Consider the following 18,219-nt stretch of genomic DNA (forward strand, 5'->3'; position numbering starts at 1 on the left):
ACCTCGGCTCCGCAGTGGGATTTTATGAATTTCGATTACATCATCGTAGGCGGCGGCTCTGCCGGCGCCACCCTGGCCTCGCGGCTGAGTGAAGATTCCAGCATCAGTGTTTGCCTGCTTGAAGCGGGCGGACAAGGCGACTCATTGGTCGTCCGCATGCCGGCAGGAACGGCGGCCATGATGCCTGGCAAGGGCAAGATCAATAACTGGGCATTGAACACGGTACCTCAGCCGCACCTCAATGGTCGGCTGGGCTATCAACCGCGGGGCCGCGCCCTTGGCGGATCTTCGGCCATCAACGCCATGCTCTACGTCCGGGGCCAGCGCCAGGACTACGATCAATGGGCCGATCTGGGGTGTGATGGGTGGGACTGGGACTCGGTGCTGCCGTATTTCCTGAAGGCAGAGAACAACGAGCGTGGAGCGAGCAAACTCCATGGCGGGAGCGGACCTTTGCAAGTGTCCGAGCAACGTAGCCCCAGGCCGATCACGCTTGCGTTCATTGAGGCAGCCAAGCAGCGCGGCATTCCGTTTCGTGCCGATTTCAATGATGGGGACAACGAAGGCGTTGGCTTGTATCAGGTCACGCAATTCCACGATGCCGCCCGCCGAGGCGAGCGTTGCTCCGCGGCAGCCGCATACTTGCATCCTCTGCGGGGGCAACGGCCGAATCTCACGATCAAGACAAATACCCGCGCCAGCCGGATCCTCTTCGAGGGCAAGCGCGCCGTGGGCGTGGCCTACCATGCCAGCGGTGCCGAACACGAGGTCAGAGCCGGGCGGGAGGTCATTCTGGCTGCCGGCGCCTTTGGTTCACCGCAGATTCTTCAACTGTCCGGCGTCGGGCGCCCGGAAGACATCACCCATCACGGCATCCGCATGGTGCATGAGTTGCCCGGTGTGGGCCAGAACTTGCAGGATCACCTGGATTTCATTCTGGCCTACACCTCCCAGGACACTGACAACTTCGGCATCGGACTCAAAGGGTCAGTGGACATGCTGGGCCACATTGCAAGTTGGCGCAAGGATGGCAGCGGCATGCTTGCCACCCCATTTGCCGAGGGTGGCGCATTCTTCAAGAGCGCCCCTGACGTGGATCGGCCGGATTTGCAACTGCACTTCGTGATCTCGATCGTGGACGACCACGCGCGCAAACTGCATATCGGGTATGGTTACTCGTGCCACGTCTGCAATCTGCGCCCTTACTCGCGTGGCGAGGTATTCTTGCAATCACCCAACCCGCTGGACGACCCTGGAATCGATCCACGCTTCCTGTCTGACGAGCGTGACGTGAAGCTCCTGGTCCAAGGGGCCAAGGCCATGCGAGAGATCATGCTGGCATCCCCCTTGGCCAAGTACCGTGGGCGCGAATTGTTCGGCGTTACCGATGGCATGAGTGATGCGCAATGGGCCCAGCTCATTCGAGACCGCTCCGACACCATTTACCACCCGGTCGGCACCTGCAAGATGGGCGTGGACCCAATGGCCGTGGTCGATGCGGAGCTGAAGGTACATGGTATTCAAGGGCTGCGCGTCGTCGATGCCTCCATCATGCCGACTTTGATCAGCGGCAACACCAACGCGCCAACCATCATGATCGCCGAGAGGACTGCGGACCTCATTAAACGAGCACATGGACACCCAGCCCAGACTTCCCGAAAGAACGAACGCCAAGCATACGAGAGCGCACTCCTCAGGTAAATCTGGTGTATTACTTCTTGCATACCAATAGAAAAACCTCTTAAAGGCCGCTGGCACGTTGCCTGCGCTTGGTGGACCGTCTACTTCAGTCTCCATTCGCCTCAATCCTCTTGTTGTCGACGTCGGCCTCAAACACCAATTCTGAAAGAAAGTAGAAAAATGCTCGGAAAAATGATGCGCGAGCCTTTGCTCGTCTCCAGTCTCATCGCCCATGCTGCGCGTTACCATGCCGATACGCCAGTCGTTTCCGTCAACACCACGGGCGGGATCGAACACACGACTTGGGGTCAAGTCGAGATCAATGCGCGACGCCTGTCGTCAGCGCTGGCCAAGCTGGGCGTGCAATCGGGCGAGCGCTGCGCGACCATTGCATGGAACAATCGGCGACATTTGGAAATTTACTATGGCGTTTCCGGCGCGGGCATGGTGTGCCACACGGTCAATCCGCGCCTGTCCGCCGAAACCCTGATCTACATCGTCAACCACGCCGATGATCAGGTGCTGTTCATCGACCGGACCTTTCTGCCCATTGTCGCCAAGCTTCGGTCGGCATTGAGCACCGTCAAACATGTCATTCTCATGGGGCCACGCGATGAGGAGGCATCGGGCATGTTGGATGGCTTGCGGTTCTACGACGAGGTGGTCGCATCGGGCGACGCCGACTACCCGTGGCCGAGCATTGACGAGGATCTACCTTCGTCGTTGTGTTACACCTCCGGCACTACGGGACATCCGAAGGGTGTGCTTTACAGCCACCGCTCCACGGTGCTGCATGCGTTGGCGGGCAACAGCCCGGACGGCATTGGCGTTTCGGCCCGCGATGCTGTCATGCCGGTTGTTCCCATGTTTCACGTCAACGCCTGGGGAGTGCCCTACATTGCGGCGGCGCAGGGAGCGAAACTGGTATTGCCTGGCCCGAACCTTGACGGCCCAAGTCTCGCCACCCTGATCGACGACGAGGAAGTCGGTCTGGCACTTGGCGTTCCCACGATCTGGATGGGACTGCTGGCGGCGTTGAGGGCGCGCGGCACCAAGCCCAAAAGCTTGAAACGCACCATCGTTGGCGGCGCGGCACTGCCGCCGTCGATGTTCGCCGCGTTCCGGGACGAGTTCGGTGTCGAACTGATCCATGCCTGGGGCATGACCGAAACGAGCCCGCTGGGCACCCTGAATCAACCACTGGCTCGCCACATTCATCTTGATCCTCAGCGGCAGAGCGAAGTGCGACTGGGGCAGGGACGACCACCCTACGGCGTTCAGCTGCGCGTGGTCGATGACGGCGGCGCAGTCTTGCCGAACGACGGCAAATCCCCGGGCAAACTACAGATCAGGGGGCACTGGATCGTCAGCAGCTACTTCGGCGCCGAATCCAGTGCGCTGACCAGTGATGGCTGGTTCGACACCGGTGATATAGCAACGCTTGATGCCAACGGCTATATGGTCATCCGCGACCGCGCCAAGGACATCATCAAGTCTGGTGGAGAGTGGATTTCATCGGTCGATATCGAGAACATCGCTATCGGACATCCTGCCATCGCCAATGCGGCGGCAATCGGCGTGCCCCACCCGAAGTGGGACGAACGACCGGTTCTGGTCGCCGTGAAAAAGGAAGGCGCGAATGTGTCCGAAGCGGACCTTCTGGCCTTCTTCAAAGGACGTTTGCCGGACTGGCAGATCCCCGACAAAGCCGTCTTCATTGACGCGTTGCCACTCAGTGGCACTGGGAAGGTGTTCAAGAACAGGCTCCGCGAAGCCTATGGCGGCCTCCTGGCCGGAAGTACCAGGGAGAGCACGCAGTGACGGGTACCGCTCTCCCAAATTTCGATATTCAGGCCCTGTTGGATCAGGACTTGCAGGCACTGGATGGGGCCAAGCACCACTGGGCAAAAACCTCGGTCGCGGATCGGATTGCTATCCTCGGCCGCATCAAGCCGGCGCTGATGCAGGTTGCGCAGGGGTGGGCGGAGACAGCTGCCCGGAAGAAGCGCATTCCGCATGCATCGCCGCTGGCCGGGGAGGAATGGCTCTCCGGCCCCTACGCCCTCATGGGCGCCTGCAACGGGTTGATGCAGACACTCGGTGCCATTGATAGAAAGGAATACCTCAATCACCTGCCCTTGCGCCACCTCAAGAATGGGCTATTGGCGGTTAGAGTTCTGCCCCATTCGATCTGGGATCGGTTGCTCCTATCCGGGGTCTCAGCTGAAGTCTGGATGCAAAAGGGAATCTCCGAGGCCAGTCTCGCTCAACATGCTGCGGTCGCCTATGACATCGCTCCCGAACAGCGGCGCGGTAAGGTGGCCCTAGTCTTGGGGGCAGGAAACATCGCGGCCATCTCGCCTCTCGATGCATTTCAGAAGCTGTTTATCGAAAACCAGGTGGTTCTGCTGAAGATGAATCCGGTCAACGACTACCTGACCGACTATCTCAATGCAGCCCTGCGGCCCCTGATCGAATGCAACGCACTACGCATCGTTCGCGGCGATGGCGCTGTGGGGGCCTACTTGTGCGAGCATCCGCTGGTGGAGGAAATTCACATCACCGGCGCCAAGGCCACCCACGATGCCATCGTTTGGGGCATCGGAGAAGAAGGCGCACGCAATAAGGCCGCGAATACACCGAAGAACCACCGAAAGATCACGTCCGAACTAGGCGCAGTTTGCCCCACCATTGTGGTGCCCGGGCCGTGGTCGACCGCCGACATCCGCTTTCAAGCCGAACAGATAGCAACTCACAAGTTGCACAACTCCGGCTTTAACTGCGTGGCATGCCAAACCCTAATAGTACCTCGTGGCTGGCAACATACGGACAAACTTTTGTCTGCTATATCCAATGTCATGTCGCGCTACGGCCAGCGGGAGGCCTACTACCCTGGCAACCAGCAGCGCATTGAGGAATTTGCTGCCCACGCTGGGGGTTCGGATGCGATCGACCGTGGGCTTCGTGCACCCGCGTGCGTTCTTGCGAACATGGATCGGGGCGATGAGTCCTGGCTGGCGCAGCACGAAATCTTCGGCACGGCGTTAGCAATGAAATCCTTCGAATATGAAGATGCGGGGTCATACCTTGAATCAGCCGTTGTGTACGCTAATGACCGCTTGTACGGCAGTCTGGGGGCAAATATTCTGATTCACCCCAAGACTGTGCGAGAGATCGGTCGTCAACGCTTCGAAGAACTGCTTCAAAAGCTGCGCTACGGCACCATCGCCGTTAATGCTTGGACCGGATTGGGATTTCTGCTTGCACCCTGCCCCTGGGGAGGATTTCCCGGAGGGTCGTCGCGCGATCCGCAATCTGGTATTGGGACGGTACATAACTCGTTCATGCTTGAAGGAACGGAGCGTACCGTCATATCCGCCCCATGGCGACCATTCCCTCGCAGTCTGCTCTCACTGCATCCAACGCTCCTTCCTCGGCCACCTTGGTTCATCACGAACCGGCGGCAAGATGTGATTGGCCGTCTCTTGACCGACTTCCAGTTCAAACCCAGCTGGACCAAGCTGCCGAGGATTTTCGTCAACGCCCTGCGTGGGTGACGGCGAGAAATTCATACCAATTTGAAAGGATTTTCAGTTTACCCAAGCAAGTCTGGAGGTGAATCAAGGGCTCTTTCGCTACAGACTCTTTCCGACTTTGCGTGGGTTAAGCAGTTGCGGGCCTATCTGAACGAAGTTGGGCTTGCCTGTGCTCAGGAAGAATACGGTTCACCTGGTGGCGAAGCGGGTAGACGCGCGCCTTGCGCTTAGCCGCATGGAAGAAGCCGTTGGTCTGACGGACTTACGTCTAGGCAACGATGTCCTCGAAATGTTTGCGGATCAGACAAGCGCCCCTCCTCGGCTCAACCCCGGAGCGCATGAAGGTCGTGTACCACTGGGTGCGCATCTCGCACGCGACGATGGTCTGCTTCCGAACGGGGAACTCGTGCAGCCGCTTTCGGTAAAGGCTCGCGCGCCGTGCGCTTGGTCGCAACTTGGGTGATGAGGCTGCTCAGATCGGCCCGTAGGAAGGCGGACAGGCGGATGCGGTCTCTGATCAACGCCCAGCATGAGCCCTCGAGATCCGGTTGGATCTTCTGTCCAAGGTGAGGCGTCTAGTCAACATCGCTTGTGACGTGGGCAACGAAGTAGAACTTATCGAAGGCAATGCACGCGTTGGGGCAGGTCACTCGGCCATGCATCACCACAAGGCTTTGCCAGTCACCTAGTGAGGAACGGGATATGGAACTTCGTCATTTGCGCTGCTTTCTGGCTGTGGCCGAAGAACTCCACTTCGCCCGCGCCGCCGAGCGATTGTATATCGAGCAGTCGCCGCTATCGCGCGCCATCAAGGAACTGGAAGAAGAACTAGGCGTGATTTTGTTTGCTCGTACCACACGCAGCACGCGGCTAACCCGAGCCGGGAATCTGTTCCTTGAGCACGTGCGTCGCGTGTTTGCTGCCTTGGAACAAGCGCGTGACAGCGTGAAAGCGGCAGCCAATGGCTTTCACAGGCAACTGCGCGTGGCTCTGTCCGACGGTATCACGCTGTCGCGCCTATCCGCTTTGCTTGTACTTTGTCGCCAAGAAGAACCTGAGGTCGAGATTCGCCTCTTCGAGGTGCCGCTGTCGCAGCAGATCAAAGGGCTGCATGACGATCTCTATGACGTAGGGTTCGCCCAGTCCAACGAAGTTGGCAATGGCATCGTTTCCGTGCCCGCTTGGAGCGATGCGCTGATAGTGGCAGTGCCCGCTCGGCACCCCCTACTGGCACATAAGCGCATTCCTTTAGACGAACTTTTGCGCTATCCGTTGGTCTTGTGCGATCCACAGGCATGTGAAGGCCATGCCAAGCACGTTGAGCGGGTGCTACGCCGCGCGGATATGGAGCCACTGATTGCAGAGCGGGTGGCATCCACTGACCTGATGATGGCCCTGGTATCAGCCGGCTTCGCGCTGGGACTGGTCGGTGCCGCACGCATTGCTGCCAATCGCGAGCCTGGCGTCGTGGCCCGGCCGTTGGCATCGCGCGTGCCGCCTTTGACAACTTACCTGCTGCGTCTCGAAGGCAACTCGTCCGATGTGCTGGCGCGGTTCATTGAGCGCGTGCAGGCCGTCGAGTCACCGGAGTCGCCCGGGCCCATACCGGACCTCCATCCCGATCCACCGGAGGAACCGAGGCCGTGAAGAAGATCATCCCCTTCCTGTTCGTGGCAGCCCTGACAGCCTGCGGCCAGTCCGAGACGCCTCAAAAGGCCGCCGTCTCAGAGGTCAGCATTCCAACGGTGAAAGAACTGGCAGCCAACCCCGAACGGCTCAAGGAGCTGCGGCGGCAATGCAAAGCCGGCCGCCCCAAGTTGGGTGACCTTCTGTGCAACCGGGTCGCCGAAGCCACGCGCAAGCGGTTCTATGGCGACGGCGAAACCCCGTACGCGCCACCGAAAGAATCGCCGAAGTTCTGACTGTTGGCGGTTAGCCGCATCACCTCATTATTTTCTCAACACGCTGCAATGCGCCAGTGCTTGTGGCGTTTTTCTTTGACTCGCCGCTTCACGAATTCTTTCCTTTTGCTCGATCTTTCTGCCTGAAACGGTCTTTGACCGGCACTGACCTGACACCGATCCTGACGGTTGCGGCACGCCCTTGTGCCGCTTTTCCCATGAGGAATCAGCGCAGGAGAAATCGGAGGCAAGGTCATGCAAGGGACGAACGTACTGTTCGGTCAGATCGCCGTGGTATTCGGCATCGTGATCGCTGGCGTCTGGAGCGCCACGCAATGGACAGCCGCCGCTCTGGGCTATCAGCTACGCCTTGGCTCGCCCTGGTTTGATTTCCTGGGTACGCCGATCTACCACCCGTGGCGGTTGTTCGAGTGGTGGTTCTTCTTCGACGCCTACGCGCCCCGTGTTTTCGACATCGGCGGTGCGTTTGCCGGCGGCAGCGGCCTTGTCGCTGTGCTGGTCGCCATCGGCATGTCGATCTGGCGCTCGCGCCAATCACGCCTCGTCACCACCTACGGCTCGGCCCGCTGGGCCAACGCGGAGGACATTCGCAAGGCGGGCCTCACGCAGCCGGCCGGCGTGTTCCTCGGCCAGCACGACCGCCAGTACCTGCGCCACGAAGGCCCGGAACACGTCCTGACCTTCGCGCCGACGCGCAGCGGCAAGGGTGTCGGCCTGGTGGTGCCAACGCTGCTTTCCTGGCCCGCGTCCGCCGTCGTCCATGACATCAAGGGCGAGAACTGGCAGATCACCGCCGGCTGGCGCTCGCGCTTCTCGCATTGCCTGCTGTTCAACCCCACGGATGCGAAGTCGGCGGCCTACAACCCGCTGCTGGAGGTGCGGCGCGGCGCGCATGAGGTGCGCGACGTGCAGAACATCGCGGACATTCTGGTCGATCCCGAAGGCGCGCTGGAGAAGCGCAACCATTGGGAGAAGACTTCGCACGCGCTGCTGGTGGGCGCCATCCTGCATGTTCTGTATGCGGGCGAAGACAAGACGCTGCGCGGCGTCGCCAACTTCCTCTCCGATCCGGCCAGTCCCTTCGAGCTGACCCTGCACCGGATGATGACCACGCCCCACCTGATGAACGGGAACGGTGGAAGCCCGCATCCGGTGGTGGCCTCTGCGGCGCGCGAAGTGCTCAACAAGAGCGACAACGAGCGCTCGGGCGTGCTGTCCACCGCCATGTCGTTCCTCGGCCTGTACCGAGACCCTACGGTGGCCGAAGTCACGTCGCGCTGCGACTGGCGCATTGCAGACCTCATTTCCGCCGAGCACCCGGTATCGCTGTACCTCGTAGTGCCGCCTTCGGACATTTCGCGCACGAAGCCGCTGATCCGCTTGATCCTCAACCAGATCGGGCGGCGGCTCACCGAATCACTCGACGGCAGCGATGGCATCGAGCGCCGCCACAAGCTGCTGCTGATGCTCGATGAGTTTCCGGCGCTCGGGCGCCTGGACTTCTTCGAGACGGCCTTGGCCTTCATGGCGGGCTACGGCATCCGCAGCTTCCTCATCGCGCAGTCGCTCAACCAGATCGACAAGGCGTATGGGCAGAACCATTCGATCCTCGACAACTGCCATGTGCGCGTGACGTTCGCCACCAACGACGAACGCACGGCCAAGCGCATTTCCGAGACGCTGGGCACCGCGACCGAGCTGCGCGCGCAGCGCAACTACGCGGGCCATCGCCTCGCGCCGTGGCTGGGGCACCTCATGGTGTCGCGGCAGGAAACGGCCCGCCCGCTGCTCACGCCGGGCGAAGTCATGCAGCTACCACCCGACGAAGCCGTGGTGATGGTGTCGAGCGTGGCGCCGATCAGGGCCAAGAAGCTGCGCTACTACGCCGACGCCAACTTCAAGCGGCGCGTTCTGTCGCCGCCTGCGCTCGCCACAGCGTCCAGTCCAGGGCGCTATGCCGATGTTCCTCCGGTACGCGCTGACGACTGGAGTGGCCTGGCGATTCCGCCGACGCCTGCCGCACCGGCCACGGCATCCGCCGATGGCCTGGAGCACCTGGGAACGGCCGACGACGGCGGCCCGCGCCGCCAGCCCGAGCTAACTGAGGCAGTCGCCTACGACCCCGAGCAAGCCGCACCCGCGGCCGACCTCGGGCTGCTCGATGACGACGACGACCTGCCGCTTCCCCTTCCTCGCCAGCTCGATACGGCCATGCAGCGCACGGCCCGGCTGGCATCCCTCGACCCCAACGATGGAATCGAACTATGAGCCCACATCGTTCAAGTTATCGCCTGAATCTCTTTATCCAGCCCGAGCACGCCCAGCGGCTCGACGAACTGGCCGCCAAGAAAGGCGTGTCCAAATCCAGCATCGTCGCTGCCGCCTTGGCGTCCTGGCTGTCGCCCGATGCCGCCGACCAGCGCGAGGCGGCCATCGCCAAGCGGCTGGATCGCCTGTCGCGCCAGGCCGAGCGTATGGAGCGCGACCAGAACATCGCCATCGAAACGCTGGCGCTGTTCATCCGCTACTACCTCACGGTCAGCACGCCGGTTCCCGAGGCGCACCAAGAGGCAGCGCGCGCCCAGGGCAAAGCGCGCTTCGAGCAGTTCGTGGAGCAGCTTGGTCGCCACCTGCTGCGCGGGCGAAGCCTCGTGCGTGACGTAGTGGAAGAACTGCATCCTGATCCGGTACGGATGGAGGACGCGGCGGCAGCCACAGAAGCGCAGGAGCGTGCGTCATGAGCGCAGTTCCCCAATCCATGAGCGCCACGTCGCTCGACCGGCGCATCCAGATGCTGCGCACGGCAATGGGGCCGCTGATCGCCACCGCGCTCGAAGACCCCGACGTGGTGGAAATCATGCTCAACCCGGATCGCACCCTTTGGGTGGATCGCCTGTCCTCGGGCCGCGCGCCGATGGGCGTGGAAATGCCCGAAGCGGATGGCGAGCGAATCATTCGCCTGGTCGCTGCCCATGTCGGCGCGGAGGTGCATCGCGGCCAGCCGCTGCTGTCCGCCGAGCTGCCCGAAACCGGCGAACGCTTCGAGGGCATCTTGCCGCCCGCTGCACCGGGGCCGGCCTTTGCGCTGCGCAAGCGTGCCATCGGCGTGATTCCGCTGGAGCGGTACGTCGTGGAGGGAATGATGACCGCCGCCCAGGCGGGCTTTCTGGTGCGGGCCGTGCGCGAGCGCCAGAACGTGCTGATCGCCGGGGCGACGAGCAGCGGCAAGACGACCTTGGCGAACGCGCTGCTGGCCGAGATAGCCGCCACGGGCGACCGCGTGCTGGTGCTCGAAGACACGATCGAGCTGCAATGTGCGGCCCGCGACCACGTGCCGTTGCGCACGCGCTCCGGCGTGGTGTCCATGACCCAGCTGGTGCGTTCGTCCATGCGCCTGCGGCCTGATCGCGTCGTCGTCGGCGAGGTGCGCGGCGCCGAGGCGCTGGATCTCATCAAGGTGTGGGGCACCGGCCATCCCGGCGGCATCGCCACGATCCACGCGGGTTCCGCGCTGGGCGCGCTGCTGCGCATGGAGCAACTGATTCTCGAAGTGGCGGTGAACCCGCCGCGTGCGCTGATCGCCGAGGCGGTCAATGTGGTGATCCACATTGCCGGACGCGGACGCAAGCGCCGCATCGAGAGCATCGCCCGCGTCGTCGGCTTCGATGGCGTGGGCTACCGACTGGTGGATTGGGGGGCGGACGCGCTGGAGACGCCGTTTCCCGAGCTGCCGCCACTTCCCGATGCCGCACCCGCTGCGGCGCCATCCCTATCCCTCGACCTTTCTGGAGAACTTCCATGATGACGCACGCCCATGCTTTCCGTGTTTCCGTAAATCCGCATTTCAACCTGTCCGGCCTCGCGCGGCTGCGCAGCTTGGCCCGCCCTACGGCGCAAGGACTGCTGCTGGCCGCACTGCTGTTGTTCCTGGCCGGAACCGCTCAGGCCGCCGGTTCCTCGATGCCGTGGGAAGGCCCCCTGCAATCCATCCTCGAATCCATCCAGGGGCCGGTGGCGCGCATCGTCGCAGTCATCATCATCATCGCCACGGGCCTTGCGCTCGCGTTCGGTGACACGTCGGGCGGCTTCCGCAAGCTGATCCAGATCGTGTTCGGCTTGAGCATCGCATTCGCCGCGTCCTCGTTCTTCCTGTCGTTCTTCAGCTTCTCGGGCGGGGCGGTCGTATGAACGCGCCCGATACCTTCGCGGCTGGGTTCGAGGTTCCGCTGCATCGCTCGCTCACGGAGCCGATCCTGCTGGGCGGCGCACCGCGCACCGTGGCGATTACCAACGGCACGCTGGCCGCCGCCGTCGGGCTGGGCCTGCAACTGTGGATTCCTGGCTTCGCGCTCTGGATCGTCGGCCATTCGCTGGCGGTATGGGGTGCGCGTGTCGATCCGCAGTTCATGGCCGTGTTCGCCCGGCACATCAAGCACCGCCCACTGCTGGACGTGTGAGGGGACGCCGCCATGCTGAACCTTGCCGAATACCGCCAGCGGCCCGCGCTGCTGGCCGACTGGCTGCCCTGGGCCGGGCTGGTCGCGTCGGGTGTCGTCTTGAACAAGGACGGCAGTTTCCAGCGCACGGTGCGGTTTCGCGGGCCTGACCTCGACAGCGCCACGCAAGGCGAGCTGATCGCCACGTCGGCACGCTTGAACAACGCACTGCGCCGGCTGGATTCGGGCTGGGCGCTGTTCATCGAAGCCGAGCGCCGCGCCGCCGCCGACTACCCGCACTCCGAGTTTCCCGAGGCGCTGTCGTGGCTGGTGAACGAGGAACGCCGTGCAGCGTTCGAGGAATCGGGCAACCATTTCGAGAGCGGCTACCATCTGACGCTGGTGTACCAGCCGCCCGAGGAATCCCGCGCCCGCGCGGCGGGCATGTTGTATGAGAACCGTCCCACCGAAGGCGTGGACTGGCGCGAGCGCCTGACCGCCTTCATGGCGGAGACCGAACGGGTCTTAGACCTGCTCGATGGCGTGATGCCGGAGATCGCCTGGCTGGATGACAGCCAGACACTGACCTATCTGCATTCGACCATTTCGACGCGGCGCTATCGCGTGGCCGTGCCCGAGGTGCCGTTCCACATCGACGCACTGCTGGCGGATTCTGCCCTTGTTGGCGGGCTGGCCCCGATGCTGGGCGACCAGCACCTGCGCGTGGCGACGGTGCGGGGCTTCCCGACCTCGACCTGGCCGGGGATTCTGGACGACCTCAACCGCCTGGGATTTGCGTATCGCTGGAGTACGCGCTTCCTGTGCCTGGACAAATCCGAGGCGGAAAAAGAACTCGCTCGCCTGCGCCGCCAGTGGTTTGCCAAGCGCAAAAACGTCATCGCGCTGCTACGCGAAACGATCTTTCAACAAGAAAGCCCGCTGGTCGATACCGACGCCAGCAACAAGGCTGCCGACGCGGATGCGGCCTTGCAAGAGCTGGGCAGCGATCAAGTCGCCTTCGGCTATCTGACGGCGACCGTCACCGTCATGGACGCGGACGCCGGCGCAGCCGACGAGAAGCTGCGCATGGTGGAGCGTGTCATCCAAGGGCGCGGCTTCGTCACGATCCCCGAAACGCTCAATGCCGTGGATGCGTGGCTGTCGTCCATTCCGGGCAACGCCTACGCCAATGTTCGCCAGCCCATCGTCTCGACGCTGAACCTGGCGCACCTGATGCCGGTGTCGGCGGTATGGGCCGGGCCGGAGAAGAACGACCACCTCGAAGGCCCGCCGCTGATCGTCACGCGCACCGATGGCGCGACGCCGTTCCGGCTGGTGACGCACATCGGCGACGTGGGCCACACGCTGGTCGCCGGCCCGACCGGCATGGGCAAGTCGGTGTTGCTTGCCACGCTGGCGATGCAGTTCCGCCGCTATCGCGGCTCGCGCATCTTCGCCTTCGACATGGGGCGCTCGATGCGCGCCACGATCCTCGGGCTGGGAGGCGAGCACTACGACCTGGGCACGGATGGCGAAATCGCCTTCCAGCCGCTTGCCCGTATCGACCGCGAAGGCTACCGCACCTGGGCGGCCGAATGGATCGAAGGCCGCTTACTACACGAAGGCGTAGCAGTTGGCCCCGACGAGAAGGCCGCCATCTGGTCGGCACTCGGCAGCCTCGCCGGTGCGCCGGTGGAGCAGCGCACGATGACCGGGCTGTCCGTCCTCTTGCAGTCCAACGCGTTGCGCCAGGCGCTCGCGCCCTATGTGCTCGGCGGTGCTCACGGCAAGCTGCTGGACGCCGACCACGACCGGCTGGGCATGGCCGACGTGCAGTGCTTCGAGATGGAGGAACTGATGCACAGCAAGGCCGCCGTCATGGCCGTGCTGCATTACCTCTTTGCGCGTTTCGATGAACGCTTTGACGGTGCGCCCATGCTACTGATCCTCGATGAAGCCTGGCTGTTCCTCGATGACCCGGTGTTTGCCGCGCGCATCCGCCAGTGGCTCAAGACGCTGCGCAAGAAGAACGTCAGCGTCATCTTCGCCACGCAGTCGCTGGCCGACATCAAGGATTCGAGCATCGCGCCCGCGATCATCGAAAGCTGCGCGAGCCGCATCTTCCTGCCGAACCCGCAGGCGACCGAGCCGCAGATTCGCACGATCTACCAGGGCTTCGGCCTCAACAGCCGCCAGATCGAAATCGTCGCCACCGCGCAGCCCAAGCGCGACTACTACTACCAATCCCGCCTCGGCAACCGCCTGTTCGACCTCGACCTGGGGCCGGCGACGCTGGCCTTCGCGGGCGCATCCACGCCGCAAGACCAGCGCGACATGGATGCGGTGCTCGCCGTAGTCGATGCCAGCTCCGCAGCGTCTTCCCCGTTCGCAGCCGCTTGGCTGCGCCATCGCGGCCTCGATTGGGCGGCCGATCTGTTGCCCTCGTTCCCCGGCCTCGCGCCGGGCTCCCTCCGTACCGCCAACCACCCACAGGAGAACCAGCCATGAAACTGCATACCCCAAAGCTCGCCGCACTGACCGTCGTTTGCTTGCTCGCCTTCGGCATCGCGCAGCCCGCGCACGCGCTGTTCGGCGTCGGCGACATCGTGCTCGACCCGACCAATCTGGTGCAGAACACGCTGACCGCCGTTCGCACGCTGGAGCAGATCAACAACCAGATCCGCCAGCTCCAGAACGAAGTGCAGATGCTCATCAACCAGGCGCGCAACCTGGCCAGCCTGCCGTCCAGCGTGGTGGGCCAGTTGCGCGCGAACCTGGCGACCACCCAGCGGCTGATCGCGCAAGCCAAGGGCTTGGCCTACGACGTGACGAGCATCGACCGCGAGTTCGCCCGCCTGTATCCCGAGAAGTACGCCGCCACGGTGAGCGGCAATCAGATGTACCTCGATGCGCAGGAGCGTTGGAAGAACACGCTCAACGGCTTGCAGACCACCATGCAGATGCAAGCCCAGGCGTCGCAGAACCTGAGCGACGACGAAAGCGTGCTGGCCGACCTCGTGGGCAAGAGCCAGTCGGCCGAGGGCGCGTTGCAGGCAATGCAGGCCATGAACCAGTTGCTCGCCTTACAGGCCAAGCAGTCGATCCAGTCGCAGCGGCTACAGATCACGCAAGACCGCGCGGCCTCGCTGGAGCTGGCGCGGCAGGCGGCGGCGGCCGAGCGCTCCCGCGAAGTGCGGCGGCGCTTTCTCGGGGAAGGCACGCCGTACACGCCGCAGTCCGTCAACTTCTACCGCGACTGACGGGAGGCCGACATGCGATGCGTCCTCGTCCTTGGTGCCGTGCTGCTGGCCGCCTGCGGCGAGCAGCCGGCCGACAACCTCGCCAATGCCCTGGCCGCCGATCCCGCGCGGCTCAAGGCATTGCGCGTGCAATGCGCGGCCGACCGGCTGGCCACGGGCGAGGACGCTTGCCGCGCCGCCGCCGAAGCCTTCCGGCGGCGCTTCTTTTCCGGCGAGGCCGGGCCGGATGAATACCGGACGCTGGCCGACCTGCCGCCGATCCCGCCCAGCTTCGAGGAACCGGAGGGCGCGCGATGAATGACGTGACCATCATTGACCAGTTCCTCAACACCTTCGCTACCTACATCGACTCGGGTTTCGGTCTGCTGCGCGGCGAAGTGGCATTCCTCTCGGCCACGCTGATCGTGATCGACATGACGATCGCCGGCCTGTATTGGGCCATGAGCCACGCCACCGGCCAGGGCGATGACGTGATCGCCAAGCTGCTGCGCAAGGTGCTCTACGTCGGTGCCTTCGCCTACATCCTCAACAACTTCAACTGGCTGGCCAGCATCGTGTTCCGCTCGTTCGCGGGGCTGGGCATCACCGCCACCGGCTCGGCCATCACGATGGAGAACTTCTTGCAGCCGGGCCGGCTCGCCAAGACCGGCATAGACGCCGGGGCACCGATTCTGGAACAGATCGGCGAGATGGCCGGCTTCCCCGAGGTGTTCGTGAACCTCGACCCCATCGTGGTGATGTTCCTCGCCTGGCTGATCGTCCTGCTGTGCTTCTTCGTGCTGGCGATCCAGCTTTTCATCACGCTGATCGAGTTCAAACTGACCACGCTCGCCGGGTTCGTGCTGGTGCCGTTCGCGCTGTGGAACAAGACCTCATTCCTCGCCGAGAAGGTGCTGGGCAACGTGGTGTCCGCCGGCGTCAAGGTGCTGGTGCTGGCCGTGATCGTCGGCATAGGCTCGGGCCTGTTCGCGCAGTTCCAAGTCCATTCCGCCGAGCCGTCCATCGACCACGCGCTGGTCATCATGCTGGCCTCGCTCACCTTGCTGGCGCTGGGGATCTTCGGCCCCGGCATCGCCACGGGCCTCGTGTCCGGTGCGCCCCAGCTCGGCGCGGGCGCGATGGCCGGCGCCGCCGTCGGCGCAGCCGGAACGGCGGTGGCCGTCGGTGCTGCCGCGACGGGCGTGGGCGGTGCGGTGGCCGCTGGTGCCCGCATGGCCCCGGCCGCCGCCAAGCTGGCCGGCAGCGGCGCGCGTGCCGCCACGTCGGCGGCTGGCAGCGCGAAGTCGGCGTTCCAGGCCGGTTCCACCGCCGCTGGCGGCGGCGCCAAGGGTGCGATGGCGGGCCTGGGCAACGTCGCCAAGACCGGCGCGCAGTCTGCCGGACGCGCTGCCGCATCCCGCGCTTCCGCTGCCGGGCAGCGCATGGCCGCGCCGTTCCGCGAGGGCTGGAATGGTGACGCTGGCACGTCGGCCGGCCAGGCCGCCACAGGTGCCGCCCCCGCCGGTGCCGCCGGTGCCGCCGCTGCGCAGCCGCCCGAGCAACCCGCTTGGGCCAACCGGCTGCAACGCCGCCAGCAACTCACCCATGCCGCGACCACCGCCGCCCACACGCTGCGCGGTGGCGATGGCGGCGGCTCCGGCCAAGGGCCGAGCCTGCGCGATTCCGATTCATAAGGAGAACTGACCATGCGATTCAAGAGACCGCAGGTGCGCTACGCCGAAACGCCGCAGCCTGCCACGCCGTACCAAGCTGCCGGCCAGGTGTGGGACGACCGTATCGGCTCGCCGCGCGTGCAGGCGAAGAACTGGCGCTTGATGGCGTTCGGGTGCCTGACGCTCGCGCTGCTGATGGCCGGCGGCCTGGTGTGGCGCTCGGCGCAGTCCATCGTGACGCCCTACGTCGTGGAGGTGGACAACGCGGGCCAGGTGCGCGCCGTGGGTGAAGCCGCCACGCCGTACCGGCCGGGCGATGCGCAGACGGCGCACCACATCGCGCGCTTCGTAACGCTGGTGCGTTCGCTGTCCATCGACCCCATCGTCGTCCGCCAGAACTGGCTGGACGCCTACGACTACACGACCGACAAGGGCGCGGCCGTGCTCAACGACTACGCGCGGGTCAACGACCCGTTCGCACGCATCGGCAAGGAATCGGTGACGGTGCAGATCACCAGCGTCGTGCGTGCCAGCGACACGTCTTTCAACGTGCGCTGGACGGAACGCCGCTACGTCAATGGCGCTGCGGCGGGCCTGGAGCGGTGGACGGCCGTGGTGTCCATCGTGCTCCAGCCGCCGCGCACCGAAGAACGCCTGCGCAAGAACCCGCTTGGCATCTACGTCAACGGCCTGTCGTGGAGCCGCGAACTGGATTCTTCCGAAGGAGCAAAGCCATGAATGATGTTTTCCGTAAAACCGCATTGCCGTTGACCCTGCTTGCCTTGGCTGTCCTGTTCTCGGGCTGCGCCACGCAGGGCAAGCCACCGCCGACCATCTTGCTCGATGAGCCGGTGCAGGCCCAGCCGCTACCCGAGCCGCCCGCGCCGGTGGAGGTGGTGGCCGTGCCAGAGGTACTGCCGATGCCGGCGCAGTTGATGCCGGTTCCCGAGGACGCCAAGCCCGCGCCCGAACCAGCAGACGAGAAGGTGCGCGTCTTGCGCGCCAATGCCGAGGCCCGCGTCGCGCCCACGCGCGAGGGCTACGTCAATGCGATTCAGGTGTGGCCCTTCACCGATGGCGCGCTCTATCAGGTCTATGCGGCCGTGGGCCGCGTGACCGTGGTGTCGCTCCAGCCCGGCGAAGAACTGGTGACGGTGGCCGCCGGGGATACGGTGCGCTGGATCGTGGGTGACACGTCCAGCGGCAACGGTGCCGACCTGCGCGTGAACGTGCTGGTGAAGCCCATCCGCTCGGGCCTGAAAACCAATCTGGTCATCACCACCAGCCGCAGGACGTACTTGCTGGAGCTGACTTCCACGGACAAGACGTGGATGGCGTCAGTCTCGTGGGAGTACCCGCGCGACCGGATGCTGGCCTTGCAGCGCCAGGCGCAGGCGGCCAGTGCCGCCGCGCCGGTCGATAGCGGCCTGTCGCTGGAGAGCCTGCGCTTTCGCTACGCGATCAGCGGCAGCAATACGCCGTGGAAGCCGCTGCGCGCCTTCGACGATGGCGCGAAGGTCTATATCCAGTTCCCCGCCGGCATTGCGCAGGGCGATCTGCCGCCGCTGTTCGTGATCGGGGCCGAAGGCGACGGCCAACTGGTGAACTATCGCTTCCGCTCGCCTTACTACATCGTGGATCGCCTCTTTGGCGCGGCCGAGCTGCGCCTGGGAGGTGACAAGGGCGACGTGGTGCGGATCGAGCGCACGGATGGCGTGGCACGGAGGAACTGA

General features: G+C 64.1%; 16 protein-coding genes. All 16 read left to right on the forward strand.

Annotated elements, in window-relative coordinates; translation table 11 throughout:
- The first annotated feature begins 24 nt into the window (after positions 1-24).
- The 16 genes from B9Y64_RS13685 (at position 25) to trbG (ending at position 18,219) form a co-directional block, all read left to right on the forward strand.
- Positions 25-1,701, forward strand: a complete 1,677-nt coding sequence (locus B9Y64_RS13685) for a GMC family oxidoreductase (protein ID WP_100441174.1) — start codon at positions 25-27, stop codon at positions 1,699-1,701.
- A 159-nt stretch (positions 1,702-1,860) separates the two neighbouring features.
- Positions 1,861-3,501, forward strand: coding sequence for a long-chain fatty acid--CoA ligase (locus B9Y64_RS13690; RefSeq protein WP_057055114.1), 1,641 nt, complete (start codon positions 1,861-1,863; stop codon positions 3,499-3,501).
- Positions 3,498-5,237 (forward strand): aldehyde dehydrogenase family protein, encoded by a 1,740-nt coding sequence (locus tag B9Y64_RS13695; protein WP_080381188.1) that lies wholly within the window; start codon positions 3,498-3,500, stop codon positions 5,235-5,237. The genes B9Y64_RS13690 and B9Y64_RS13695 overlap by 4 nt, the downstream gene beginning before the upstream one ends.
- 681 nt (positions 5,238-5,918) lie before the next feature.
- On the forward strand, positions 5,919-6,863 hold the full coding sequence (locus B9Y64_RS13700) for a LysR family transcriptional regulator (protein ID WP_024100072.1): 945 nt from the start codon (positions 5,919-5,921) through the stop codon (positions 6,861-6,863).
- Positions 6,860-7,138, forward strand: coding sequence for an EexN family lipoprotein (locus B9Y64_RS13705; protein ID WP_057055113.1), 279 nt, complete (start codon positions 6,860-6,862; stop codon positions 7,136-7,138). The genes B9Y64_RS13700 and B9Y64_RS13705 overlap by 4 nt, the downstream gene beginning before the upstream one ends.
- Positions 7,139-7,372: 234 nt before the next feature.
- Positions 7,373-9,406, forward strand: coding sequence for a conjugal transfer protein TraG (locus B9Y64_RS13710; protein ID WP_100441175.1), 2,034 nt, complete (start codon positions 7,373-7,375; stop codon positions 9,404-9,406).
- On the forward strand, positions 9,403-9,879 hold the full coding sequence (locus B9Y64_RS13715; RefSeq protein WP_100441176.1) for a CopG family transcriptional regulator: 477 nt from the start codon (positions 9,403-9,405) through the stop codon (positions 9,877-9,879). The genes B9Y64_RS13710 and B9Y64_RS13715 overlap by 4 nt, the downstream gene beginning before the upstream one ends.
- Complete coding sequence (trbB, locus tag B9Y64_RS13720; protein WP_100441177.1) at positions 9,876-10,940, forward strand: P-type conjugative transfer ATPase TrbB; 1,065 nt, start codon at positions 9,876-9,878, stop codon at positions 10,938-10,940. Before B9Y64_RS13715 ends, trbB begins: the two co-directional genes overlap by 4 nt.
- Positions 10,940-11,326 carry a TrbC/VirB2 family protein gene (locus B9Y64_RS13725; RefSeq protein WP_100441363.1) on the forward strand — a complete coding sequence of 129 codons (387 nt, stop codon included), beginning with the start codon at positions 10,940-10,942 and terminating at the stop codon, positions 11,324-11,326. The genes trbB and B9Y64_RS13725 overlap by 1 nt, the downstream gene beginning before the upstream one ends.
- Positions 11,323-11,595: a VirB3 family type IV secretion system protein gene (locus B9Y64_RS13730; protein WP_100441178.1), complete on the forward strand. Its 273-nt coding sequence runs from the start codon at positions 11,323-11,325 to the stop codon at positions 11,593-11,595. The genes B9Y64_RS13725 and B9Y64_RS13730 overlap by 4 nt, the downstream gene beginning before the upstream one ends.
- Before the next feature lie 12 nt (positions 11,596-11,607).
- Entirely contained in the window at positions 11,608-14,082 is a 2,475-nt protein-coding gene (gene trbE, locus B9Y64_RS13735; protein WP_100441179.1) for a conjugal transfer protein TrbE, read from the forward strand.
- The gene (gene trbJ, locus B9Y64_RS13740) at positions 14,079-14,834 is read left to right on the forward strand and encodes a P-type conjugative transfer protein TrbJ (RefSeq protein WP_100441180.1); all 756 of its coding nucleotides are present in this window, start codon (positions 14,079-14,081) and stop codon (positions 14,832-14,834) included. The genes trbE and trbJ overlap by 4 nt, the downstream gene beginning before the upstream one ends.
- Positions 14,835-14,846: 12 nt before the next feature.
- Positions 14,847-15,131, forward strand: coding sequence for a hypothetical protein (locus B9Y64_RS13745; RefSeq protein WP_100441181.1), 285 nt, complete (start codon positions 14,847-14,849; stop codon positions 15,129-15,131).
- A complete protein-coding gene (trbL, locus tag B9Y64_RS13750; RefSeq protein WP_100441182.1) occupies positions 15,128-16,507 on the forward strand; it encodes a P-type conjugative transfer protein TrbL in 1,380 nt (459 codons plus the stop codon). Before B9Y64_RS13745 ends, trbL begins: the two co-directional genes overlap by 4 nt.
- 12 nt (positions 16,508-16,519) lie before the next feature.
- The gene (gene trbF, locus B9Y64_RS13755) at positions 16,520-17,224 is read left to right on the forward strand and encodes a conjugal transfer protein TrbF (RefSeq protein ID WP_100441183.1); all 705 of its coding nucleotides are present in this window, start codon (positions 16,520-16,522) and stop codon (positions 17,222-17,224) included.
- Positions 17,221-18,219: a P-type conjugative transfer protein TrbG gene (trbG, locus tag B9Y64_RS13760; protein ID WP_100441184.1), complete on the forward strand. Its 999-nt coding sequence runs from the start codon at positions 17,221-17,223 to the stop codon at positions 18,217-18,219. Before trbF ends, trbG begins: the two co-directional genes overlap by 4 nt.

This window comes from Stenotrophomonas maltophilia, from assembly GCF_002799245.1.
Taxonomy (GTDB): Bacteria; Pseudomonadota; Gammaproteobacteria; order Xanthomonadales; family Xanthomonadaceae; genus Stenotrophomonas; species Stenotrophomonas maltophilia_S.